At 71.0% G+C, this 22,011-nt stretch carries 22 protein-coding genes; 19 read left to right on the top strand and 3 right to left on the bottom strand.

The features are described 5' to 3' along the window. Positions 1 to 119 precede the first annotated feature (119 nt). From ACFW9Z_RS02200 to ACFW9Z_RS02170, 7 genes are all read left to right on the top strand, one after another. Complete coding sequence (locus tag ACFW9Z_RS02200) at positions 120 to 1,193, top strand: nitronate monooxygenase (RefSeq protein WP_384632948.1); 1,074 nt, start codon at positions 120 to 122, stop codon at positions 1,191 to 1,193. Further along, a complete protein-coding gene (locus tag ACFW9Z_RS02195; RefSeq protein ID WP_384632945.1) occupies positions 1,190 to 1,933 on the top strand; it encodes a 16S rRNA (uracil(1498)-N(3))-methyltransferase in 744 nt (247 codons plus the stop codon). The genes ACFW9Z_RS02200 and ACFW9Z_RS02195 overlap by 4 nt, the downstream gene beginning before the upstream one ends. Positions 1,934 to 2,039: 106 nt before the next feature. Further along, entirely contained in the window at positions 2,040 to 3,443 is a 1,404-nt protein-coding gene (locus ACFW9Z_RS02190; protein ID WP_384632942.1) for an ATP-binding protein, read from the top strand. Next, a complete protein-coding gene (locus tag ACFW9Z_RS02185; RefSeq protein ID WP_384632939.1) occupies positions 3,440 to 4,504 on the top strand; it encodes a tetratricopeptide repeat protein in 1,065 nt (354 codons plus the stop codon). Before ACFW9Z_RS02190 ends, ACFW9Z_RS02185 begins: the two co-directional genes overlap by 4 nt. 128 nt (positions 4,505 to 4,632) lie before the next feature. Continuing rightward, positions 4,633 to 4,992, top strand: coding sequence for a histidine triad nucleotide-binding protein (locus tag ACFW9Z_RS02180; RefSeq protein ID WP_384632936.1), 360 nt, complete (start codon positions 4,633 to 4,635; stop codon positions 4,990 to 4,992). Positions 4,993 to 5,058: 66 nt separating this feature from the next. Further along, complete coding sequence (locus ACFW9Z_RS02175; RefSeq protein WP_384632933.1) at positions 5,059 to 5,976, top strand: ribonuclease Z; 918 nt, start codon at positions 5,059 to 5,061, stop codon at positions 5,974 to 5,976. A 100-nt stretch (positions 5,977 to 6,076) separates the two neighbouring features. After that, positions 6,077 to 7,069 carry an adenosine deaminase gene (locus tag ACFW9Z_RS02170; RefSeq protein ID WP_384633369.1) on the top strand — a complete coding sequence of 331 codons (993 nt, stop codon included), beginning with the start codon at positions 6,077 to 6,079 and terminating at the stop codon, positions 7,067 to 7,069. On the opposite strand, the gene ACFW9Z_RS02165 is transcribed toward ACFW9Z_RS02170, so the two are convergent. Beyond that, a complete protein-coding gene (locus tag ACFW9Z_RS02165; protein ID WP_384632930.1) occupies positions 7,033 to 8,394 on the bottom strand; it encodes an MFS transporter in 1,362 nt (453 codons plus the stop codon). The two genes, ACFW9Z_RS02170 and ACFW9Z_RS02165, sit on opposite strands and share 37 nt — an antisense overlap. 442 nt (positions 8,395 to 8,836) lie before the next feature. On the opposite strand from ACFW9Z_RS02165, the gene ACFW9Z_RS02160 reads away from it, so the two are divergent. From ACFW9Z_RS02160 to era, 8 genes are all read left to right on the top strand, one after another. Beyond that, the gene (locus ACFW9Z_RS02160) at positions 8,837 to 9,976 is read left to right on the top strand and encodes a carbohydrate kinase family protein (protein WP_384632927.1); all 1,140 of its coding nucleotides are present in this window, start codon (positions 8,837 to 8,839) and stop codon (positions 9,974 to 9,976) included. A gap of 139 nt (positions 9,977 to 10,115) precedes the next feature. Beyond that, the gene (locus tag ACFW9Z_RS02155; RefSeq protein ID WP_384632924.1) at positions 10,116 to 11,180 is read left to right on the top strand and encodes a PhoH family protein; all 1,065 of its coding nucleotides are present in this window, start codon (positions 10,116 to 10,118) and stop codon (positions 11,178 to 11,180) included. A gap of 12 nt (positions 11,181 to 11,192) precedes the next feature. Continuing rightward, the gene (ybeY, locus tag ACFW9Z_RS02150; protein WP_109165754.1) at positions 11,193 to 11,690 is read left to right on the top strand and encodes an rRNA maturation RNase YbeY; all 498 of its coding nucleotides are present in this window, start codon (positions 11,193 to 11,195) and stop codon (positions 11,688 to 11,690) included. Beyond that, positions 11,687 to 12,976, top strand: coding sequence for a hemolysin family protein (locus ACFW9Z_RS02145; RefSeq protein WP_384632919.1), 1,290 nt, complete (start codon positions 11,687 to 11,689; stop codon positions 12,974 to 12,976). The genes ybeY and ACFW9Z_RS02145 overlap by 4 nt, the downstream gene beginning before the upstream one ends. After that, positions 12,973 to 13,329, top strand: a complete 357-nt coding sequence (locus tag ACFW9Z_RS02140) for an MmcQ/YjbR family DNA-binding protein (RefSeq protein WP_384632916.1) — start codon at positions 12,973 to 12,975, stop codon at positions 13,327 to 13,329. Before ACFW9Z_RS02145 ends, ACFW9Z_RS02140 begins: the two co-directional genes overlap by 4 nt. A 96-nt stretch (positions 13,330 to 13,425) precedes the next feature. Next, on the top strand, positions 13,426 to 14,277 hold the full coding sequence (locus ACFW9Z_RS02135) for a S1 family peptidase (protein WP_384632913.1): 852 nt from the start codon (positions 13,426 to 13,428) through the stop codon (positions 14,275 to 14,277). Positions 14,278 to 14,342: 65 nt separating this feature from the next. Further along, positions 14,343 to 14,696, top strand: coding sequence for a cytidine deaminase (locus tag ACFW9Z_RS02130; RefSeq protein WP_384632910.1), 354 nt, complete (start codon positions 14,343 to 14,345; stop codon positions 14,694 to 14,696). A gap of 87 nt (positions 14,697 to 14,783) precedes the next feature. After that, positions 14,784 to 15,758, top strand: coding sequence for a GTPase Era (gene era / locus ACFW9Z_RS02125; RefSeq protein WP_384632907.1), 975 nt, complete (start codon positions 14,784 to 14,786; stop codon positions 15,756 to 15,758). A gap of 25 nt (positions 15,759 to 15,783) precedes the next feature. Here the strand turns inward: era and ACFW9Z_RS02120 are convergent, their stop codons facing one another. Together ACFW9Z_RS02120 and ACFW9Z_RS02115 are read right to left on the bottom strand one after the other, a co-directional pair. Further along, entirely contained in the window at positions 15,784 to 16,053 is a 270-nt protein-coding gene (locus tag ACFW9Z_RS02120; RefSeq protein ID WP_384632904.1) for a protealysin inhibitor emfourin, read from the bottom strand. A gap of 135 nt (positions 16,054 to 16,188) precedes the next feature. Then, on the bottom strand, positions 16,189 to 17,268 hold the full coding sequence (locus ACFW9Z_RS02115; protein ID WP_384632901.1) for a M4 family metallopeptidase: 1,080 nt from the start codon (positions 17,266 to 17,268) through the stop codon (positions 16,189 to 16,191). 292 nt (positions 17,269 to 17,560) lie between these two features. On the opposite strand from ACFW9Z_RS02115, the gene leuA reads away from it, so the two are divergent. The 4 genes from leuA to ACFW9Z_RS02095 all read left to right on the top strand — a co-directional run bounded on the left by leuA (position 17,561) and on the right by ACFW9Z_RS02095 (position 21,933). Beyond that, on the top strand, positions 17,561 to 19,339 hold the full coding sequence (gene leuA, locus ACFW9Z_RS02110; RefSeq protein WP_384632898.1) for a 2-isopropylmalate synthase: 1,779 nt from the start codon (positions 17,561 to 17,563) through the stop codon (positions 19,337 to 19,339). A 206-nt stretch (positions 19,340 to 19,545) separates the two neighbouring features. Continuing rightward, positions 19,546 to 20,250, top strand: coding sequence for a TerB family tellurite resistance protein (locus ACFW9Z_RS02105; RefSeq protein ID WP_384632895.1), 705 nt, complete (start codon positions 19,546 to 19,548; stop codon positions 20,248 to 20,250). 31 nt (positions 20,251 to 20,281) lie between these two features. Beyond that, the gene (gene recO / locus ACFW9Z_RS02100) at positions 20,282 to 21,028 is read left to right on the top strand and encodes a DNA repair protein RecO (RefSeq protein WP_015608421.1); all 747 of its coding nucleotides are present in this window, start codon (positions 20,282 to 20,284) and stop codon (positions 21,026 to 21,028) included. A 77-nt stretch (positions 21,029 to 21,105) separates the two neighbouring features. Next, on the top strand, positions 21,106 to 21,933 hold the full coding sequence (locus ACFW9Z_RS02095; protein ID WP_384632890.1) for an isoprenyl transferase: 828 nt from the start codon (positions 21,106 to 21,108) through the stop codon (positions 21,931 to 21,933). Positions 21,934 to 22,011: the final 78 nt, after the last annotated feature.

The raw sequence follows: 22,011 nt of genomic DNA, 5'->3' as shown, positions 1-22,011 counted from the left end.
TTCACCGCACCGCCCTCCGGTCCCGTACCGGAGGGCGGTGCGGCGTTCGGCGGGAGAACCGGTCACGCCGGACGCTTGGCTGATTCGGCCCTGTGCGGCGGACGTGGCACGATGCGGTCATGTCCTCCGCGTTGACCGATCTCTGCCGGTATCCGATCGTGCAGGCCCCCATGGCGGGCGGCGCTTCCGGACCTCAGCTCGCCGCCGCCGTCGCCGAGGCGGGCGGGCTCGGGTTCCTCGCCGCCGGGTACAAGACGGCGGACGGCATGTACAACGAGATCAAACAGCTGCGTCGGCTCACCGGCGGGCCGTTCGGCGTCAACCTCTTCATGCCGCAGCCCGCGCTCGCCGACCCCAGCGCCGTCGAGGTCTACCGCCACCAGCTGGCCGGAGAGGCCGCCTGGTACGAGACCCCGCTCGGCGACCCCGACAGCAGCGGCGACGACGGGTACGAGGCGAAGGTCGCCATCCTGCTGGAGGACCCCGTTCCGGTGGTCTCCTTCACCTTCGGCTGCCCCACCCGCGACACGCTGGACGCCTTCGCCAAGGCGGGGACGTACACCATCGTGACGGTCACCTCCGCCGAGGAGGCCCAGGGCGCCCAGTGGGCGGGCGCCGACGCCGTCTGCGTCCAGGGCGTCGAGGCGGGCGGCCACCAGTCCACCCACCGCGACGACCCGCAGGCCGACCACACCGGCACCGGGCTGCTCACCCTGGTGACCCAGGTCCGCGAGACCGTCCAGATCCCGGTCATCGCCACGGGCGGCCTGATGCGCGGCTCCCAGATCGCCGCCGTCCTCGCGGCGGGCGCGGACGCCGCCCAGCTCGGCACCGCCTTCCTGATCTGTCCCGAGTCCGGCGCCCACCTGCTGCACAAGCAGGCCCTGACCAACCCGCTCTTCGTCCGCACCGAGCTGACCCGCGCCTTCTCCGGGCGGCCCGCGCGCGGCCTGGTCAACCGCTTCGTCCGCGAACACGGCCCGTACGCCCCCGCCGCCTACCCCCAGGTCCACTACCTGACCACCGGGCTGCGCCAGGCCGCCGCAAAGGCGGGGGACGCCCAGGGCATGGCCCTGTGGGCGGGGCAGGGGCACCGGATGGCCCGCGAACTGCCCGTCGGCGAGCTGATCGAGCTGCTCGCCGCCGAACTGGAGGCCGCCCGTACGGCCCTGAGCATGAGGAGCCCCCGGTGACCGCACCGGTCTTCGTCGTCGAACGGATGCCCACCGGAGGGGAGTTCGTCCTCGACGGCCCCGAGGGGCGGCACGCGGTGTCGGTCAGGCGGCTGGAGCCCGGCGAGGAGGTCGTCCTCACCGACGGGCTCGGCCACTGGGCGGAGGGCGTCGTCCGGGCCGCCGAGGGCAAGGACCGGCTGACGGTCGCTCTCCATGCCGTCCAGGAGGAGCCGGAGCCCGCGCCCCGGATCACCGTCGTCCAGGCGCTCCCCAAGGGCGACCGGGGCGAACTGGCCGTCGAGACGATGACCGAGACCGGTGTCGACGCGATCGTGCCGTGGCAGGCCGCCCGCTGCATCACCCAGTGGAAGGGCGACCGGGGCGCCAAGGCCCTGACGAAATGGCGCAGTACGGCACGGGAGGCGGGCAAGCAGTCCCGCCGGGTGCGCTTCCCCGAGGTGGCGGAGGCCATGACGACCAAGCAGGTCGCCGCCCTGCTGGCCGGTGCCGACTTCGCCGGGGTCCTGCACGAGGACCGCGACCACGACAGCACCCCCCTCGCCACCGCCGAACTCCCCGCCACCGGCTCGATCGTGCTCGTGGTCGGCCCCGAGGGCGGGGTCTCCCCGCAGGAGCTGACCGCCTTCGCCGAGGCGGGCGCCCGCCCGTACCGGCTGGGCCGCAGCGTGCTCCGTACGTCCACGGCGGGGACGGCCGCGACCGCGCTGCTGCTGGGGCGGACGGGGCGCTGGGGGTGAACGGGGTGCTTGGAGTGAACGGGGTGCTGGGGGTGAACGGGGCCTGACGGGCGGGTTGTTCCGTACCCCGGGACCGGCTGTCAGTGGCGTTACGTAGAGTGAAGTCATGTCCAACGAGTCGCCTCTGATCACGAGCCTGCGCACCGCCGTCGACGCGGCCCCCGCGGACGTACCCCTGCGCCTGCACCTGGCCGAGCTGCTGCTCGGCGAGGGCCGGGCCGAAGCGGCCGTCGCCCAGGCCGCGGTGGCGCTCCAGCACGCACCGGGGGACGAGGCGGCGCGGGGGCTGATGATGCGGGCGATGGGTCTGCCGCAGCCGGGCTCCGCCCCCGAAGTCCCCGCTCCCGGCAGCGGCGAGGCTCCCGAAGTCCCCGCCCCGGCGGGCGGGTTCGACTGGAGATCCGCCGAGGACGAGATCAAGGACGTGGTCCCGCCGCGCTTCCTGCCGTCCGCGCCGCCCGGCCCGCAGCCTCACCCCTCCGCCCCGCAGCCTCACCCCTCCGCCCCGCCTCACCCCTCCGCCCCGCCCCACCCCTCCGCCCCGCCTCACCCTTCCGCCCCGGTCCCGTCCTCCGGCACCACCCCCGAAGCGCTGACCGTGGACGGCAGCGGCGACCCCGGGGACGCCACGGCGTGGGAGGCCGAAGCGCCCACGCTGCGCCTCGCCGACGTCGGTGGGATGTACGAGGTCAAGGAGCGCCTCGAAGCGGCCTTCCTGGCCCCCATGCGCAACCCCGAACTGCGCAGGCTCTTCGGCAAGAGCCTGCGCGGCGGACTCCTCCTCTACGGCCCGCCCGGCTGCGGCAAGACGTTCATCGCCCGCGCCGTCGCGGGCGAGCTGGGCGCCCGCTTCCTCTCGGTCTCGGTCAACGACGTCCTCGACATGTGGATCGGCAACTCCGAGCGCAACATGCACGAGGTTTTCGAGACCGCCCGCCGACTGGCCCCCTGCGTGGTCTTCCTCGACGAGCTGGACGCACTCGGCGCCAAGCGCAGCCGTACGGTCACCAGCGGCATGCGCAACACGGTCAACCAGCTCCTCACCGAGCTCGACGGCGTCGACGGCGCCAACGAGGGCGTCTTCGTGCTCGCCGCCACCAACGTCCCCTGGGACGTGGACATAGCGCTGCGCCGCCCCGGCCGCCTGGACCGCACCCTGCTCGTCCTGCCGCCCGACGCCGCCGCACGGGAGGCGATCCTCCGCTACCACCTGCGCGAACGGCCCATCGAATCCGTCGACCTCGGCAAGCTCGTCAAGGCCACCGAGGACTTCTCCGGCGCCGACCTCGCCCACCTCTGCGAGTCCGCGTCCGAGACGGCGCTGCTCGACTCGGCCCGCACCGGCACGGTCCGGATGATCAACATGAAGGACCTGCTGGCCGCCGCCAAGGCGGTACGGCCCTCGACCGAACCCTGGTTCGCCACCGCGCGCAACGTCGCCATGTTCGCCAACGACGGCGGCTCCTACGACGATCTGCTCGCCTACCTCAAGAAGAAGCGCCGCCTGTGACGACTCAGCACCCGCTCACCGAGCAGGCCGAGGCCCTCCACGCACTGGGCCGCGACGACGATGCCAAGGAGCTGCTGGCCCGCAGGCTCGCGGAGGACACCGAGGACGGCGCGGCCTGGGTCCAGCTCGCCCGGTGCCACCTCGCGCTGCGGGAGTTCGATGAGGTGATCCGTACGACCGGCGAGGCCCTGCGGATCGCCCCGGAGGACTACGACGCCCTGATCGTCCGCGCGTACGGGCTGCGCCGTACCGGCCGCCGGGACGAAGCGCTCGCCGCCGCCCAGGAGGCGGTCCGGCTCCGCCCCGAGTCCTGGGCCACCCACATCACCCTGGCCGAAGCGGTGTCCGCCTGGCAGGAGCGCTGGCCGGAGTCGTTCGCCATCGCCGAGCACGCGGTCCGGCTGGCGCCCGAGGAGCCGGACGTCTACCGGGGGCTGTGGAAGTACTCCCTGCTGGCGGGCCGCCACGATGCCCAGCGCTTCGCGGTGGCCGAGGCCCTGCGGCTGGACCCCGACAGCACCTGGGCGCGGCAGGAGCTCGCCGCCCAGCAGGCCGCCGCCCCCGGCATCCGGCTTCCGGCGAAGGCCGCTGCGTACGCCGACGGGCTCGCCGCCGAACCGGACTCCGCGCTGCTGCGCGCCAAGCTGGACCTGACGGTCTTCCGGATGCTGCGCGGCACCCGCTGGCTCGCCGTGCTCAGCCTCTGTATCGCGGGCGCCTTCATCGACCTCTTCCCCACCGAGGGCGAGACGCCCAAGGAGCTGCCGATACCGCTCGGCATGCGCCTCTACGCGCTGTTCCTGATGGCGCTGGCCTGGGGCCTGGGTGCCCTGCTGCGCTACCGCAAGCTCCGCAGCGGAGTCCGGCTCACCCTCCAGTCCCTGCTGAGACGGATGTTCTGGGCGCGCCTGGTGCTCGCCCAGGCCGTCTGGGGGACGCTGCTCGCCGTCGTGATCGCCCTGGTTCCGTGGAGCGAACGCGGCATACCGCAGGTGCTGTTCTGGACCGGCCTCATACCGGTGCTCCTGACGATCTGGTTCGACCGCCCGCGCAGGCGCTGAACCGCGCCCCGTCGGCCGGACCGCCGTCGGCGCCGGGCCCCCGGCGTTAGCATGCACCTGTACTGATCACCAGCGACCGCACTGATCACCAGCGACCCTGCTGAATCACGCGACGAGGAGGCCCGGCCATGGCGGGAGAGCCGCAGACCGACTGCCTGTTCTGCAAGATCGTCTCGGGAGACATCCCGGCGACCATCGTTCGCGAGAGCGACACGACCGTCGCCTTCCGCGACATCAACCCGCAGGCCCCGACCCACGTCCTGGTCATCCCCAAGGTCCACTACCCGGACGCCGCGTCCCTCGCCGCCGCCGAACCGCAGATCGCCGCCGACGTGCTGCGCGAGGCCGGAGCGGTCGCCGCCGACGAGAAGGTGGACGGCAGCGGGTACCGCATCATCCTCAACACGGGCTCCGGCGCTGGCCAGACCGTCTTCCACGCGCACGCCCACGTCCTCGGAGGCCGCGGCCTCCAGTGGCCCCCCGGATAACCCTTCCCGATAACCCTTCCCGCGCACCGCACCGCACCCACCGCAGCACAGCAGGAGCGTTTCCCCATGTCCGTACGCGAGCTGGTGGTGCTCGGCACCGCCAGCCAGGTCCCCACCCGGCACCGCAACCACAACGGCTATCTGCTGCGCTGGGACGGGGAGGGCATCCTCTTCGACCCCGGCGAGGGCACCCAGCGCCAGATGCTCCGGGCCGGGGTCGCCGCGCACGACATCGACCGGATCTGTGTCACCCACTTCCACGGCGACCACTCCCTCGGGCTCGCCGGGGTGATCCAGCGCATCAACCTGGACCAGGTCCGGCACCCCGTCACCGCCCACTACCCGGTGAGCGGGCAGCACTTCTTCGACCGGCTGCGGTACGCCACCGCCTACCGCGAGACCGTCGAGCTGACCGAGACCCCGGTCGCCGGAACCGGCGGGGTCCTCGCCGCCACGGCCTCGTACACCCTGGACAGCCACCGGCTCTCGCACCCCGTCGAGTCCTACGGCTACCGCCTCACCGAGCCCGACACGCGCCGCATGCTGCCCGCCCTCCTCAAGGAGCACGGGATCGCCGGACCGGACGTCGGCCGCCTCCAGCGTGCGGGCAGCCTCGGCGGCGTAACGCTGGAGCAGGTCTCCGAGCACCGGCGCGGGCAGCGGTTCGCGTTCGTCATGGACACCCGGCTCTGCGACGGGGTGTACGCGCTCGCCGAGGGCTGCGACATGCTCGTCATCGAGTCGACCTTCCTGGACGAGGACGAGAAGCTGGCCACCGACCACGGCCACCTGACCGCCGGACAGGCCGCCCGGGTGGCGAAGGAGTCGGGCGTACGCCACCTCGTGCTGACCCACTTCTCGCAGCGCTACAGCGACCCCGAACTCTTCGAGACCCAGGCCCGCGCGGCCGGGTTCGACGGCGAACTCACCGTGGCGCAGGACCTGATCCGGGTCCCGCTCCCTCCCCGTCACCGGCATCACTGAACCCACCAGCACCGTCGCGAAACCCACCCGGCACCACCGTTGTGAACCACCCGGCACCACCATTGTGAAACCCACCCAGCACCACCGTTTGCGAGACACCGTGCACCTCCCCAAGGCAGAACTCCACCTCCACATCGAAGGCACCCTCGAACCCGAGCTCGCCTTCGCGCTCGCGGAACGCAACGGGGTGACCCTGCCGTACGCCACCACCGAAGAGCTGCGCAGGGCCTATCAGTTCGACGACCTCCAGTCCTTCCTGGACCTCTACTACGCGCTCATGGCCGTGCTGCGTACGGAGGAGGACTTCACCGAACTCGCCGACGCCTACCTCACCCGTGCCGCCGCCCAGGGCGTCCGGCACGCCGAGATCTTCTTCGACCCGCAGGCCCACACCGCCCGGGGCATCCCGATCGGCACGGTCATCGAGGGGCTGAGCCGGGCCCTGGAGCGCAGCGAGGAGACCCACGGCATCTCCACCCAGCTCATCCTGTGTTTCCTCCGCGACCTCTCCGCCGAAGCCGCCCTCGGCACCCTCGATGCCGCCCGTCCCTACCTGCACCGGATCAGCGCCGTCGGCCTGGACTCCGCCGAGGTCGGCCACCCGCCCGCCAAGTTCCGCGCGGTGTACGAGGCGGCCACCGCCCTCGGGCTGCGCAAGGTGGCCCACGCGGGGGAGGAGGGGCCGCCGGAGTACATCCGGGAGGCCCTGGACATCCTCGGCGTCGAGCGCGTCGACCACGGGCTGCGCTGCCTGGAGGACCCGGAGCTGGTGGCGCGGCTGGTCGCGGACCGGGTGCCGCTCACGCTCTGCCCGCTCTCCAACGTACGACTGCGCACAGTGGACACGCTCAAGGACCACCCGCTGCCGGAGATGATGGCCGCCGGGCTCCTCTGCACGGTCAACTCCGACGACCCCGCCTACTTCGGCGGGTACGCGGGCGACAACTTCGACGCAGTACGGGACGCCCTCGCCCTGGACCCGGAGCAGTTGCGCACCCTGGCCCGCAACTCCTTCGAGGCGGCCTTCCTCGACCACGACGAGGAGCGCCGGGCGCGTTACCTGTCCGAGGTCGAGGCGTACGCGTTCGACTGACCGGGCCCGCCGTCCGGACCGGCCGTCCGGATCGCGCTGCGCACCAGCCGCCTGCGCCGCAGGGCCGGTACGCGGAGCTCGGTGACGGCCTGCTCCGGTGAGCCGAGCTTCGGCACCGCGCCGGAGAGGCTGCCGGTGGTGGCGGCCAGCAGGGCGGCCGGGGCGCCACCCCGGCGGCGGACCGAGCCGGGCACCAGCGGACGGCCGCCGGTGTGCAGGGCGACGGCGGTGACCGGCGCGGCGACCAGGAGGGTGGCCGCGCCCAGGATCAGCCCCATCACCGGGTAGCCCGCCTCCTCCGAGAGCACGCTGCCCAGGAGCGGGCCGCACGCCACCCCCACGGACGAGGCGGAGCCCGCCAGGACCGCCCAGCGGCCGCGTACGTCCAGGGAGGCGGCCAGGCCGATCAGGTAGGTGAGGACCACCGGGTAGACGCCGTTCCACAGGATCTCGCCGGTCGCGAACGACTCCAGGTCCCGGGCCGAGGAGGTGAGCACGATGCTCCCCGCGATGACCACGGTCCCCACCCCGATCGGCACCGCCCGGCCGAGCCGCGCGCCGAGCACCCCGGCACCCGTCACGCCCAGCAGACCCGCGCCGAGTGCGGCGGCGAACACCGCGCCGACGGTGATCTCGGAGAGTCCCGCCTGCACCGAGCCGATGCGGCTGCTGACGCCCCAGAGCGCGTTCTGCGCCATGGACCAGACGAGCATCCCGCCCGCCAGGACGAGACCGGAGCGGCGGTGCGGCAGCCGCCCGGTGATCTGCGCGGCGGACCCCTCGGGGGCGGTGGGGCCGTTCAGCCGGGCGGTGGCGGGCCAGACGAGCAGGGCGGCCAGGGCGATCGCGGCGAACGGCAGCCGGTGGCCGCCGCCGAGGTGCGGGATCGTCAGATAGAGGGCGCCCGCCGTGGCGGAGACGCTGAGCAGCCCGAGCGAGGACGTCCGGTGCGGGTCGCGCTGCGCGGCGATCCCGGCCGCCGCGACCGCCGTTGCCGTGCCCGAGCCGAAGCCGCCGAGCACGACACCGACCACCACCAGCGGTACGGACCCGGCCAGCGCGGCGCAGCCGTACCCCACGACGGCCAGCACCAGACCGATCCGGGCCGGGGTGCGGGACCCGTACCGCTCGACCCGGCCCGCCAGCGTGAACCCGGCACTCGCCGAGCTCAGCAGCAGAGCACTGCCGACCAGGCCCGCCTGCGCGGGACTCAGCCCGAGATGGACGCTGAGGCGCCCGACGACGGTGGGGAGCAGATAGGAGGCGAGGTAACCGGCGGTGAAGACGGCGACCAGAGGCCACGCGGCGCGCGGGCGCGAGGACATGGGCGTTCCTGAAGACATGCCTGAGCAGGCAGGGGGAGGGGGAGGGGGTGCCACGCGATCCAGGGCGGAGCAGGGCAGGCCAGGGCGACGCGAGGCAGACGAAAGAATGCGAAACGCGGTGAGATCAGGGGAGTTGCGCGGAGATTCGGGGATTCGGGAAGATGAGAGAGAATGCGGCTCTCGTCGGACAACGTCCCCGAACGTGCTCGCGGGGCAATTTGTATCAAGCGCTCCCGGCTGACCGAAAGCCGCCTCGCTGTGATCTGGGCCACTTATGCGTTTATGCGTCCAGGGGCCGGGTAGTAGCGCATGTTTATGCAGGTCAGGGTGGACGCGTCCGCGCCCCTCGTATCGGCGGGGAACCTCCGCCCGCGTCCGTGTATCGGGCAGACTGGCCGGATCTCACACTGTCCAGATCTGCCGCACCGCCGGGGAGCGCACGGTGAGCACTGACACTCCAGGGATCGACCCGCTGCGGGCGCTGCGCGCCCCGCAGGACCCCGCCTGCGACGTCTTCCTGACGGGCACGGTCTTCCTCGACATCATCTTCACCGGCCTCGACAGCGCCCCCGTGCGCGGCACCGAGTCCTGGGCCCGCGGCATGGGCTCCAGCCCCGGTGGCGTCGCCAACATGGCCACCGCGCTCGCCCGGCTCGGCCTGCACACCTCCCTCGCCGCGGCCTTCGGCGACGACCACTACGGGGAATACTGCTGGGACGCCCTCGAGCAGGGCGAGGGCATCGACCTGTCGATGTCGCACACCGTCCCGGGCTGGCACTCCCCGGTGACTGTCTCGATGGCGTACGAGGGCGAGCGCACGATGGTCTCCCACGGCCACGAGGCCCCGGCCCCGGCAGCCCCCGCCCCTGCTGCTTCCACTTCCACAGCCCACGCCCCCGCGGCGTCCGCCCCCGCCTTCCCGCAGTGTCCGCCGCGCGCCCGTGCCGCCGTCGCCTCCCTCGCGCCGGGCCGCCCCGAGCCCTGGGTGGCCACGGCCGCCCGGCAGGGCGCGCGGATCTTCGCCGACGTCGGCTGGGACGAGACCGGCCGCTGGGACCTGGACGCGCTGCCCGACCTGGCGCACTGCGAGGCGTTCCTGCCCAACGCCGAGGAGGCGATGCGCTACACCCGTACCGACTGTCCGCGCGCCGCCGCCCACGCGCTCGCCGAACGTGTCCCGCTCGCCGTGGTCACGCTGGGCGCCGAGGGCGCGTACGCCGTCGACGGGCGGACCGGGGCCGCCGCCCAGGTGCCCGCCATCGAGGTGGAGGCGCTCGACCCGACCGGCGCCGGGGACGTGTTCGTGGCCGGGTTCGTCACCGGCACCCTCGCCGACTGGCCGCTCGCCGACCGCCTCGCCTTCGCCGGGCTGACCGCCGCCCTCTCGGTCCAGGAGTTCGGCGGCTCGCTCTCCGCCCCCGGCTGGGCCGAGATCGCCGCCTGGTGGCAGCGCATCCGCACCCTTGAGGACCAGGACCCCGCAGCCCTGGAGCGGTACGCGTTCCTGGAGGAGCTGCTCCCCACGACGGCCCGCGCCTGGCCGCTGCGGCGCGCGGTCCCCACGATCGGCTTCCGCCAGTGAGCAAGCACCGCCCCTCGCACACACGGCCGGTAAAAGGACTCTGCGTTGTCACTGCCAAGTCGTAGGCTTGGTGATCCAGAGGTTGTCGAGCAGCGAGAACCCTGCAACGGGAGGTATGCGCAGGCCCGAGGGCCGGCCCATGACTCAGACACCCACACAGCCGCAGGCGCGTGCCCAGATCCGCATCCCGGCCGCACACCCCATGGTGATGCTCCTCGGATCGGGTGACTCGCTGTTGCGCGTGATCGAAGAGGCCTTCCCGGCGGCCGACATCCATGTCCGGGGCAACGAGATCAGCGCCACGGGCGAGGCGGCCGACGTCGCCCTCATCCAGCGCCTGTTCGACGAGATGATGCTCGTGCTCCGCACCGGAGCGCCGATGACGGAGGACGCAGTGGAACGGTCGATCGCCATGCTCAGGGCGGCCGGCACCGGCGAGGGAGACCCCCAGGGCGAGACACCCGCCGAGGTGCTCACCCAGAACATCCTCTCCAACCGCGGCCGCACCATCCGCCCCAAGACGCTCAACCAGAAGCGGTACGTGGACGCGATCGACCAGCACACGATCGTCTTCGGCATCGGCCCCGCGGGCACCGGCAAGACGTACCTCGCCATGGCCAAGGCGGTCCAGGCGCTCCAGTCCAAGCAGGTCAGCCGCATCATCCTGACCCGCCCGGCCGTCGAGGCGGGCGAGCGCCTCGGCTTCCTCCCGGGCACGCTCTTCGACAAGATCGACCCGTATCTGCGCCCGCTCTACGACGCCCTGCACGACATGCTCGACCCCGACTCGATCCCACGCCTGATTGCGGCGGGCACGATCGAGGTGGCGCCGCTCGCATATATGCGGGGCAGGACCCTGAATGACGCGTTCATCATCCTCGACGAGGCGCAGAACACCAGCGCCGAGCAGATGAAGATGTTCCTCACCCGCCTCGGCTTCGACTCCAAGATCGTCATCACCGGTGACATCACCCAGGTCGACCTGCCGAGCGGCACCAAGAGCGGGCTGCGGCAGGTCCAGGAGATCCTGGAGGGCCTGGACGACGTGCACTTCTCCCGTCTCACCTCGCAGGATGTCGTCCGGCACAAGCTCGTCGGCCGTATCGTCGACGCGTACGAGAAGTACGACAGCCGAAACGGTCAGCAGGACGGTCAGGCGGACGGCCGGGAAGACGGCCGACGCGACCGCCGTAAAGGGAAGTAGCCGCAGCGCACCATGTCGATCGATGTCAACAACGAGTCCGGAACCGAGGTCGACGAGCAGGCGATCCTCGACATCGCCCGCTACGCACTGGCCCGGATGCGGATCCACCCGCTGTCCGAGCTCTCGGTGATCGTGGTGGACACCGACGCCATGGAGCAGCTGCACATCCAGTGGATGGACCTCCCCGGTCCGACCGATGTCATGTCCTTCCCGATGGACGAGCTCCGTCCGCCGGCCAAGGACGAGGAGGAGCCCCCGCAGGGACTCCTCGGGGACATCGTGCTCTGTCCGGAGGTCGCGAAGAAGCAGGGCGAAGAGGCACCGACGCAGCACTCCATGGACGAGGAGCTCCAGCTCCTGACCGTCCACGGAGTGCTGCACCTGCTGGGGTACGACCACGAGGAGCCGGACGAGAAGGCCGAGATGTTCGGCCTCCAGGCCGCCATCGTGGACGGCTGGCGCGGTGAGCACGGGCTCACCGGCGCGTCCCCCGCCCCCACCGTCTCGTGATCGCCTCCCTGATCACCGGAGCCGTGCTGCTGGTCGTCATCGGCTGGCTGGCCGCCTGCGCCGAGGCGGGTCTCGCCCGTACGTCGAGCTTCCGGGCCGACGAGGCGGTCCGGGCCGGCCGGCGCGGCAGCGCGAAGCTGGCTCAGGTCGCCGCCGACCCGGTGCGCTATCTCAACGTCGCGCTGCTGGTGCGGGTCGCCTGCGAGATGTCGGCCGGGGTGCTCGTCACCTACGTCTGCCTCCAGAAGTTCCCGGAGACCTGGGAGGCGCTGGCCTTCGCGACGGTCGTGATGGTCCTCGTCAGCTATGTCGCCATCGGGGTCTCCCCGCGCACCATCGGCCGTCAGCACCCGCTGAACACGGCGACGGCCTCGGCGTACGTGCTGCTCCCGCTGGCCCGGATCATGGGCCCGATCCCGCAGCTCCTGATCCTCATCGGCAACGCGTTCACCCCGGGCAAGGGGTTCCGCAAGGGCCCCTTCGCCAGCGAGGCCGAGCTGCGCGCCATGGTCGACCTCGCCGAGGCGGAGTCGCTGATCGAGGACGACGAGCGCCGCATGGTGCACTCCGTCTTCGAGCTGGGCGACACCCTGGTGCGCGAGGTCATGGTGCCCCGCACCGACCTGGTCTCCATCGAGCGCTTCAAGACGGTCCGCCAGGCCCTCACCCTCGCCCTGCGCTCCGGCTTCTCCCGGATACCGGTCACCGGGGAGAACGAGGACGACATCGTCGGGATCGTCTATCTGAAGGACCTGGTTCGCAAGACCCACATCAACCGCGACTCCGAGGCCGACCCGGTCGCCACCGCGATGCGCCCCGCCGCCTTCGTCCCCGACACCAAGAACGCCGGGGACCTGCTCCGCGAGATGCAGCGGGACCGCAGCCATGTCGCCGTCGTCATCGACGAGTACGGCGGCACGGCGGGCATCGTCACGATCGAGGACATCCTGGAGGAGATCGTCGGCGAGATCACCGACGAGTACGACCGCGAACTGCCGCCCGTCCAGAAGCTGGAGAACGGCTGCTACCGAGTGACCGCACGCCTCGACATCGGGGACCTCGGCGACCTCTTCGGGCTCGACGAGTACGACGACGAGGACGTGGAGACCGTCGGCGGACTGCTCGCCAAGGCGCTCGGCCGGGTCCCGATCGCCGGTGCGTCGGCCGCGATCGAGCTGCCCGACGGCCGTACGCTCCGGCTCACCGCCGAGTCCCCGGCCGGCCGCCGGAACAAGATCGTCACGGTGCTGGTGGAGCCCGAGGAGAAGGAAACGGAGACGGAATGACCCCTCAGCGGCTGCGCGCCTTCTGCCTGGAGTTCAACGCGAGCGTGGAGGAGTTCCCGTTCGGCCCGGAGACCTCGGTCTTCAAGGTGCTCGGCAAGATGTTCGCCCTCACCACGCTGGACGCGGAGCCGCTGACGGTCAACCTCAAGTGCGACCCGGACGAGGCGGTACGGCTCCGCGAGGAGCATCCGGCGGCCATCGTGCCCGGCTGGCACATGAACAAGCGCCACTGGAACACGGTGACCGTCTCCGGCGTTCCGGACAAGCTGCTGCGCGAGCTGATCGAGGACTCCTACGACCTGGTGGTCGCCGGCCTCCCGAAGGCGGAGCGGATGCGGCTGGACAGGCCTTGATCCGCGACCTCGTTCGATCTCTTGTGCGAATGATGCCTCGTCAATAAGTTGTGTGCATACGCAACGAGCGTGGGCTCTTGCAGGAGGGGGACAGAGGTGCTGAAACGCACGAGATCAACCATTGTCGCGGTGTTATCGGGTGCTTTGCTGGTGCTCGGTGCGGGGGTGGCGCCCGCAGTGGGCGTCGAGGCGGCGAGCGCCGGGGCGGACAGGGCGCTCGGTACGGGCGGCGGCGCTCCGGCCGGTTCTGACGATCCCGAGTCGCAGGAAGCCGCCGACGAGATTTCCCCGATGATCGTCGGTGGTACACGAGCGACGTCATCGCGAGGCATGGCATTGGTGATGGTCGGCGACAGACCGGCCTGTTCCGGTTCGATCGTTCACAACCGCTGGGTGCTCACGGCGAAGCACTGTGTCATGTACGACAAGAACGGGGACGGCCGCGATGACACCAAGCATCCGCCGGGCGCTCTTACTGTGCGAGTGAAAAGTCTGAACCTCGCGTCCGGCGGCGGAGTGGTTCAGGTCTCACTGACAAAGGTGCGGACGAATCATGATGTGGCGTTGCTGAAGCTGAACCGGTCCGCCAACGCGGAGCCGGTTCGGCTGGCGAGCGCCGGCCCCAAGCTCTTCACCGAGACGTATGCCTTCGGTTGGGGCGAGACGTGCCTCAATTGTGCGATGTCGCCGTATCTGAAACGTTCAACACAGCGGGTCTCCGGCGCCTCGACGGACTCGTGGGGTGGCGAGGCGATCAGGACCAACGGGGTCAACGGCTACGTGTGCTTCGGTGACTCCGGCGGGCCGCTGTTCAAGCTTGTGGACGGCAAGCGGTACCAGGTGGGTCTTCTTTCCTCCGGGGACCGATCCTGTGGGGGAGGTGCGAACCACTACTCCAGTGTTCCCCAGAGCAAGGCCTGGATCGAGGACGTGATTGCCAGGTTCTAGGGGGCGACTCCGCTCGTGAGGGGTCGGCCGCTCCGAGTGGCCGACCCCTTCCTTATGCTCGGCTCATGACGCAGAACACCGACCTCGGCGCCGAGGACCGCAAGATCGTCACCCTGGCGCGCAGCGCCCGCGCCCGCAACGGAGTGGCCGAGGGCGCCGCCGTACGGGACGAGACGGGACGTACGTATGTGGCGGGCACCGTGGCGCTGGAGTCGCTGAAGCTGAGCGCCCTCCAGACCGCCGTCGCCATGGCGGTGGCCAGCGGCGCCACCTCGCTGGAGGCCGCCGCCGTGGTCTCCGCCGCCGAGACCCCCGCCGACGCGGACCGCGCGGCCGTACGGGACCTGGGCGGCCCGGAGACCCCGGTGCTGCTCGCGGGTCCGGACGGCACCCTGCGACTGCGGGTCACCGCGGGCTGACGAGGCCGGTCCGGCGGCGGTCCCGTGCGGCTTTCCGGCGTGCCCCGGCCGGACCGCTGTGCGGGAGCGCCGTCGCGATCGGGGAGAATGGTCGCCATGAGCGCTCGCCCGAACCAAGAATCCGCTGCCCGGCAGACGGAGACCACCTCCCCCCACCGGGCCGGCTTCGCCTGCTTCGTGGGCCGCCCCAACGCGGGCAAGTCCACCCTGACGAACGCTCTGGTCGGCCAGAAGGTGGCGATCACCTCCAACCGCCCCCAGACGACCCGGCACACCGTGCGCGGCATCGTGCACCGTGACGACGCGCAGCTGATCCTGGTCGACACCCCCGGCCTCCACAAGCCGCGCACGCTTCTCGGCGAGCGGCTGAACGACGTGGTGCGCACCACCTGGGCCGAGGTCGACGTCATCGGCTTCTGCCTGCCCGCCGACCAGAAGCTGGGTCCGGGCGACAAGTACATCGTCAAGGAGCTCGCGGGGATCAGGAAGACCCCCAAGATCGCCATCATCACCAAGACCGACCTGGTCGAGTCCAAGGCGCTGGCCGAGCAACTGCTCGCCGTCTCCGCGCTCGCGGAGGAGCTGGGCTTCGAGTGGGCCGAGATCGTGCCCGTATCGGCCGTCAAGGACCAGCAGGTGAGCCTCCTCGCCGACCTCATCGCCCCGCTGCTCCCGGAGAGCCCGCCGCTCTACCCGGAGGGCGACCTCACCGACGAGCCGGAGATGGTCATGGTCGCGGAGCTGATCCGCGAGGCCGCGCTGGAGGGCGTACGCGACGAGCTGCCGCACTCCATCGCCGTCGTGGTCGAGGAGATGCTGCCGCGCACGGACCGTCCGGCGGACAAGCCGCTGCTGGACATCCACGCCAACGTCTACATCGAGCGCCCCAGCCAGAAGGGCATCATCATCGGCCCGAAGGGCAAGCGGCTGAAGGAAGTCGGCACCAAGTCGCGCAAGCACATCGAGGCGCTGCTCGGCACCCCCGTCTTCCTCGACCTGCATGTGAAGGTCGCCAAGGACTGGCAGCGCGACCCCAAGCAGCTGCGGAAGCTGGGCTTCTAGACGCGTTCAAAAGAAGGCGCTGGTCTCACGCGCCCTCCTTGAGGACGCGTGAGACCAGCGTGCGCTGGGCCCCGGTCAGATCGGGGTCAGCGCAGTACACGGTCCGGTCCCCGACCGTGATCCGGTACCGGAATCCGTCCGGCACCCCGGACGGCTGCGGTGCGTCCGGGGTGGTGGCGAGGACCTTCTCGGCGAGCGACTCCCACTCCGCCGCGTCCTGACGGCCCTCGGTGTCGATCGCCTGAGTACGGGAGATACCGGCGAAGCCGCCGGTCCGGGTGACCTGAATACGCATGGGGTCCTGTCTAGCCGGGGCCGGGCGGGCCCTCAACCCCGCCGCACGGTCGTCCGTGAACGCTCACAACCCCGCCGCACGGGGCCGGGGAGGTCACGCCCACCTCACGGGTCCGACTCCGCGGTCCCGCACCGGTCACTCCGCCGTCGGCACCCCCACCTCGGACCAGGCCTTCAGGACCGCCTCCTTCTCACCGCGCTCCCCGAAGCGGCTCCCCGCCGCCGCGACCGTCAGCCGGGCGAACTCCGCGAAGTCCGCGGTGGCCGTCAGCTCGCCGCCGGTCAGCACGTCGAACCAGATCTGCCCGGCCCGCTCCCAGGCGTTGCCGCCCAGGGCCGTGGCCAGGAGGTAGAAGGCGCGGTTGGGGATGCCGGAGTTGATGTGGACCCCGCCGTTGTCCTCCTCCGTCTCGACGTACTCCTCCATCGAGGCGGGCTGCGGGTCCTTGCCGAGCACATCGTCGTCGTACGCCGTCCCTGGCGCCTTCATCGAGCGCAGGGCGTCCCCGCTGACCCGGGGAGCCAGCAGCCCGGCGCCGATCAGCCAGTCGGCCTGCTCCGCGCTCTGGCCCAGGGAGTACTGCTTGACCAGCGAGCCGAAGACATCGGAGACGGACTCGTTGAGCGCGCCCGACTGGCCCTCGTAGCGCAGGTTGGCGGTGTACTGGGTCAGGCCGTGGGCCAGTTCGTGGGCGATGACGTCGATGGCGACGGTGAAGTCGAGGAAGATCTCCCCGTCACCGTCCCCGAAGACCATCTGCTCGCCGTCGAAGAACGCGTTGTTGTACTCGCGGCCGTAGTGCACGGAGCCCGTGAGCGGCAGGCCCTTGCCGTCGATCGAGCTGCGCCCGTAGGCGGAGAGCAGCAGGTCGAAGGTGGCGCCGAGGCCCGCGTACGCGCGGTTGACGCTGGCGTCCGAGGTGGGCTTCTCGCCCTCGTCGCGGACCCGGCGGCCGGGCAGGGAGGTGCGGTTCTCGCAGTCGTACAGCGTGCGGTGGGGCTTGGCGGGGACCGCGCCCGCCGTGGGGGTGGCGGGCGCGGCGGCGAGGGCTGTCATACGGCGCTGATTCCGGCGGAGTCCGTCGGCCTCCAGGGTCCGGCGGGCCGGATCGGCCAGCCGGGCGTCGCCGGAGTGCGACAGCTTGTCGAGGACGTGGGGCGGCACGATGGTGCAGAAGACAGGGTTGAGCCCGTCCTCGTCGGTTCGAGGGTGCATGAACCGACTGTGGCACTCCGTCACGGCGCTGTCACTGGTTGCGACGATGATTGACGAAATGGAGTGATGAGTCACCGTTTACCCGTCATCGATGCCCGGTCCCGCATACTGATACGGACCGACACCCCGGGCGACCCTCGGCTAGGCTCTTCGCATCATGCGTTTCGGGCTGCTTCTCCTTAGCTGCCGCGGCGAGGGCCTGTAGTCGTAGGCCGACCCCCTCCCCGCGGAGTCTGGTGCTGCAGCGACACCGTCGGCCGACCCCAAGTCGGACCCCGAGGAGCCCTACGTCATGACGACCCCCGTGAACCCCGCGAGCAACGCCGTCGGCCGCCCCACGCCGATCACCAACGCGACGCAGCTCCAGAAGCCGTCCGGGATGCCGGTCCACAAGTACCGCGGTTACGAGGCCGTGGACATCGCCGACCGCACCTGGCCCGACAACCGGATCACGGTGGCGCCCCGCTGGCTGTCCACCGATCTGCGTGACGGGAACCAAGCGCTGATCGACCCGATGTCCCCCGCCCGCAAGCGCGAGATGTTCGATCTGCTCGTACGCATGGGCTACAAGGAGATCGAGGTCGGTTTCCCGTCCTCCGGTGAGACGGACTTCGCCTTCGTGCGGTCCATCATCGAAGAGGGCGCGATCCCCGAGGACGTGACGATCTCCGTCCTGACGCAGGCGCGCGAGGAGCTGATCGAGCGGACGGTGGAGTCGCTGGTCGGCGCCCGCCGGGCCACGGTCCATCTGTACAACGCCACCGCTCCCACCTTCCGCCGCGTCGTCTTCAGGGGCTCGCGCGAGCAGGTGAAGCAGATCGCGGTGGACGGGACGCGGCTGGTGATGGAGTACGCGGAGAAGATCCTGGGCCCCGAGACGGTCTTCGGCTACCAGTACAGCCCGGAGATCTTCACCGACACCGAGCTGGACTTCGCCCTGGAGGTCTGCGAGGCGGTCTGTGACGTCTGGCAGCCCGAGGAGGGCCGCGAGATCATCCTGAACCTGCCCGCGACGGTGGAGCGTTCGACGCCTTCCACGCATGCGGACCGGTTCGAGTGGATGTCGCGGAATCTGTCGCGCCGGGAGTTCGTCTGCCTGTCGGTGCATCCGCACAACGACCGGGGTACGGCGGTGGCGGCGGCCGAACTGGCCATCATGGCCGGGGCCGACCGGATCGAGGGCTGTCTGTTCGGCCAGGGCGAGCGGACGGGCAACGTGGACCTGGTCACCCTGGGGATGAACCTGTTCTCGCAGGGGGTGGACCCGCAGATCGACTTCTCGCAGATCGACGAGATCCGCCGCACCAGCGAGTACTGCAACCAGATGGAGATCCACCCCCGTCACCCGTACGCGGGCGATCTGGTCTACACGGCCTTCTCCGGCTCCCATCAGGACGCCATCAAGAAGGGCTTCGACGCGCTGGAGAAGGACGCGGCGGCCCGGGGGAAGACGGTCGACGACATCGAGTGGGCGGTGCCGTATCTGCCGATCGACCCGAAGGACGTCGGCCGTTCCTACGAGGCGGTCATCCGGGTCAACTCGCAGTCCGGCAAGGGCGGTATCGCCTATGTCCTGAAGAACGACCACAAGCTGGACCTGCCGCGCCGGATGCAGATCGAGTTCTCCCGGATCATTCAGGCCAAGACCGACGCGGAGGGCGGCGAGGTCACCCCGGCGCAGATCTGGTCCACGTTCCAGGACGAGTACCTGCCGAACCCGGAGAACGCCTGGGGGCGTATCCAGCTGCGTTCGGGTCAGACCACGACCGACACCGACGGCCGGGACACCCTGACGGTCGAGGCCACCGTGGACGGTACCGACACCGTGCTGACCGGGACGGGCAACGGCCCGATCTCCGCGTTCTTCGAAGCGCTGCAGGCCATCGGCATCGACGCCCGGCTGCTGGACTACACCGAGCACACGATGAGCGAGGGCGCCTCCGCCCAGGCCGCCTCCTACATCGAGTGCGCCATCGACGGCAAGGTCCTGTGGGGCATCGGCATCGACGCCAACACCACCCGCGCCTCCCTGAAGGCGGTCGTCTCCGCGGTCAACCGCGCCTCCCGCTGACCGCCGCCGGACGCCCTCTCGTACGGACGTCCGCTTTGACCCCGTAAGGCAGCGGCCCCAGAGCCTCGACCGCCCACCCGGGCGGTCGGGGTTCGGCCATATTCCGAGGGTTGTGGCCTCCGGGCTACTGACGCCGCCTCGCGCATGTGGCTAACATCACGTCCAACACACGGCAATGTTGCCGGAGCGTTACGGAGGTGTGCGACGTGCGGCCAGTCAAAGGACAACGCGCTCTGAGGCCGGTCTTCTGCGGCATCCGCACGGTCTGGGACGCCGTCGGCGACGGGGCCTTCTTCTGCCCCGGCTGCGGCGGCGACCGCAACTACCGCCGCCTCACCGGCCGCCGCAGGCTCACCGTCCTCGGTATCCCGCTGGCCCGCCGGGGCGAGACCGGCCCCGTCGTGGAGTGCGCCGCCTGCCGCGCCCGCTTCGCCCCTGAGGCCCTGGACCACCCCACCACCACCCGGTTCTCCTCGATGCTCCGGGAGGCCGTCCACACCGTCACCCTGGCCGTCCTCGCGGCCGGCGGGACCACCTCCCGTACGGTGCTGGACACCGCGGTCGGGGTCGTACGGGACGCCGGGCTCGACGACTGCACCCAGGAGCAGCTGTACACCGTGGTGGAGGTGCTCGCCGCCGACACCGGGTACGGCGGCCGCTCCGACCCGGCGGCCGAGGCGTGCGGCGCGACCCTCGCCATCGAGCTGCACGAGGTGCTGGCCCCGCTCGCCCCGCACCTGGCCACCGCGGGCCGCGAGTCGGTCCTCCTCCAGGGGGCCAGGATCGCGCTCGCCGACGGGCCCTACAGCCAGGCCGAGCGCGAGGTGCTGACGACGGTCGGCAGCGCCCTGGAGCTCCCGGCCGACGACACCGCCCGCCTGCTGGCCGCCGCCGCCCGCACACCCTCGTAACGCCCGTCCGGGTGTGGGCGACAATGGGCCCATGAGCTTGTTCCGGGACGACGGCGTCGTGCTCCGTACGCAGAAACTGGGCGAGGCCGACCGGATCATCACGATCCTGACCCGGGGCCACGGCCGGGTCCGCGCCGTCGCCCGGGGGGTGCGCCGCACCAAGTCCAAGTTCGGCGCCCGGCTGGAGCCCTTCTCCCACGTCGACGTGCAGTTCTTCGCCCGGGGCAGCGAGCTGATCGGCCGGGGCCTGCCGCTCTGCACCCAGAGCGAGACGATCGCCCCGTACGGCGGCGGGATCGTCGCCGACTACGCCCGCTACACGGCCGGCACCGCGATGCTGGAGACCGCCGAGCGGTTCACCGACCACGAGGGCGAGCCGGCCGTCCAGCAGTACCTGCTCCTCGTCGGCGGCCTGCGCACCCTGGCCCGGGGCGAGCACGCGCCCCACCTCATCCTGGACGCGTTCCTGCTGCGCTCGCTCGCGGTGAACGGGTACGCGCCCAGCTTCGAGGACTGCGCCAAGTGCGGAATGCCGGGACCGAACCGGTTCTTCTCCGTCGCGGCGGGGGGCGTCATATGCGGTGACTGCCGGGTCCCCGGCAGCGTCGTACCCTCGGCACAGGCCCTGGGGCTGCTGAGCGCGCTGCTGAGCGGCGACTGGGCGACGGCGGACGCGTGCGAGGCGCGTCATGTCAGGGAGGGGAGCGGGCTGGTGTCCGCCTATCTGCACTGGCATCTGGAGCGCGGGCTGCGCTCGCTGCGGTACGTCGAGAAGTGACACTGCGGTGCGCCGAGAAGTGACGCTGCGGTACGTAAAGAAGTGACACAGAGTGACACAGGGAGACTGAGAAGCTCATGGCAGTACGCGGGATCCTCGGCGGCCGTAACCGGCGCACGTACAAGACCCCCGAGCCGCACCCCTCGGGCGCGACGCCTCCGAAGATCCCCGGCGAGCTGGTGCCCCAGCACGTCGCCGTCGTGATGGACGGCAACGGCCGCTGGGCCAAGGAGCGGGGTCTGCCCCGCACCGAGGGCCACAAGGTCGGTGAGGGCGTCGTCATGGACGTGCTCAAGGGGTGCATCGAGATGGGCGTCAAGAACCTCTCGCTCTACGCCTTCTCCACCGAGAACTGGAAGCGCTCGCCGGACGAGGTGAAGTTCCTGATGAACTTCAACCGCGATGTGATCCGCCGCCGCCGTGACGAGATGGACGAGCTCGGCATCCGTATCCGCTGGGTGGGCCGTATGCCCAAGCTGTGGAAGTCCGTCGTCCAGGAGCTCCAGGTCGCCCAGGAGCAGACGAAGGACAACGACAAGCTGACGCTGTACTTCTGCGTCAACTACGGCGGCCGGGCCGAGATCGCGGACGCCGCGCAGCGCATCGCCCAGGACGTGGCGGCCGGGAAGCTCGACCCGTCCAAGGTCAACGAGAAGACCTTCGCGAAGTACACGTACTACCCGGACATGCCGGACGTGGACCTCTTCGTGCGCCCCAGCGGCGAGCAGCGCACCTCGAACTACCTGATCTGGCAGAGCGCGTACGCCGAGATGGTCTTCCAGGACGTTCTGTGGCCGGACTTCGACCGTCGGGACCTGTGGCGGGCCTGCCTGGAGTACGCCCAGCGCGACCGCCGCTTCGGCGGGGCGGAGGCCGTGGAGGCGGCGGAGGCCGCCAAGAAGTGACGTAAAAAGTGACGTAAAAGAAGAGGCGGGGGCGGGGCGGGGGGCGGGCCGGCCGGGGGGTTTTGGGGAGGGCGGGGT

It is taken from the genome of Streptomyces sp. NPDC059452, from assembly GCF_042750035.1.
Taxonomy (GTDB): Bacteria; Actinomycetota; Actinomycetes; order Streptomycetales; family Streptomycetaceae; genus Streptomyces.
The sequence above is the reverse complement of the archived record's forward strand: the minus strand, read 5'-3'. Positions and strand labels throughout refer to the sequence as shown.

What these genes read in the sequence shown, in the direction of transcription:
- ACFW9Z_RS02120 (WP_384632904.1), bottom strand. Translation starts at nt 16,053, where the DNA reads ATGCGTATTCAGGTCACCCGGACCGGCGGCTTCGCCGGTATCTCCCGT.
- ACFW9Z_RS02115 (WP_384632901.1), bottom strand. Translation starts at nt 17,268, where the DNA reads ATGCACCCTCGAACCGACGAGGACGGGCTCAACCCTGTCTTCTGCACC.
- leuA (WP_384632898.1), top strand. Translation starts at nt 17,561, where the DNA reads ATGACGACCCCCGTGAACCCCGCGAGCAACGCCGTCGGCCGCCCCACG.
- ACFW9Z_RS02190 (WP_384632942.1), top strand. Translation starts at nt 2,040, where the DNA reads ATGTCCAACGAGTCGCCTCTGATCACGAGCCTGCGCACCGCCGTCGAC.
- ACFW9Z_RS02155 (WP_384632924.1), top strand. Translation starts at nt 10,116, where the DNA reads ATGACTCAGACACCCACACAGCCGCAGGCGCGTGCCCAGATCCGCATC.
- ACFW9Z_RS02130 (WP_384632910.1), top strand. Translation starts at nt 14,343, where the DNA reads ATGACGCAGAACACCGACCTCGGCGCCGAGGACCGCAAGATCGTCACC.
- ybeY (WP_109165754.1), top strand. Translation starts at nt 11,193, where the DNA reads ATGTCGATCGATGTCAACAACGAGTCCGGAACCGAGGTCGACGAGCAG.
- ACFW9Z_RS02175 (WP_384632933.1), top strand. Translation starts at nt 5,059, where the DNA reads ATGTCCGTACGCGAGCTGGTGGTGCTCGGCACCGCCAGCCAGGTCCCC.
- recO (WP_015608421.1), top strand. Translation starts at nt 20,282, where the DNA reads ATGAGCTTGTTCCGGGACGACGGCGTCGTGCTCCGTACGCAGAAACTG.
- ACFW9Z_RS02095 (WP_384632890.1), top strand. Translation starts at nt 21,106, where the DNA reads ATGGCAGTACGCGGGATCCTCGGCGGCCGTAACCGGCGCACGTACAAG.
- ACFW9Z_RS02140 (WP_384632916.1), top strand. Translation starts at nt 12,973, where the DNA reads ATGACCCCTCAGCGGCTGCGCGCCTTCTGCCTGGAGTTCAACGCGAGC.
- ACFW9Z_RS02200 (WP_384632948.1), top strand. Translation starts at nt 120, where the DNA reads ATGTCCTCCGCGTTGACCGATCTCTGCCGGTATCCGATCGTGCAGGCC.
- ACFW9Z_RS02180 (WP_384632936.1), top strand. Translation starts at nt 4,633, where the DNA reads ATGGCGGGAGAGCCGCAGACCGACTGCCTGTTCTGCAAGATCGTCTCG.
- era (WP_384632907.1), top strand. Translation starts at nt 14,784, where the DNA reads ATGGTCGCCATGAGCGCTCGCCCGAACCAAGAATCCGCTGCCCGGCAG.
- ACFW9Z_RS02165 (WP_384632930.1), bottom strand. Translation starts at nt 8,394, where the DNA reads ATGTCCTCGCGCCCGCGCGCCGCGTGGCCTCTGGTCGCCGTCTTCACC.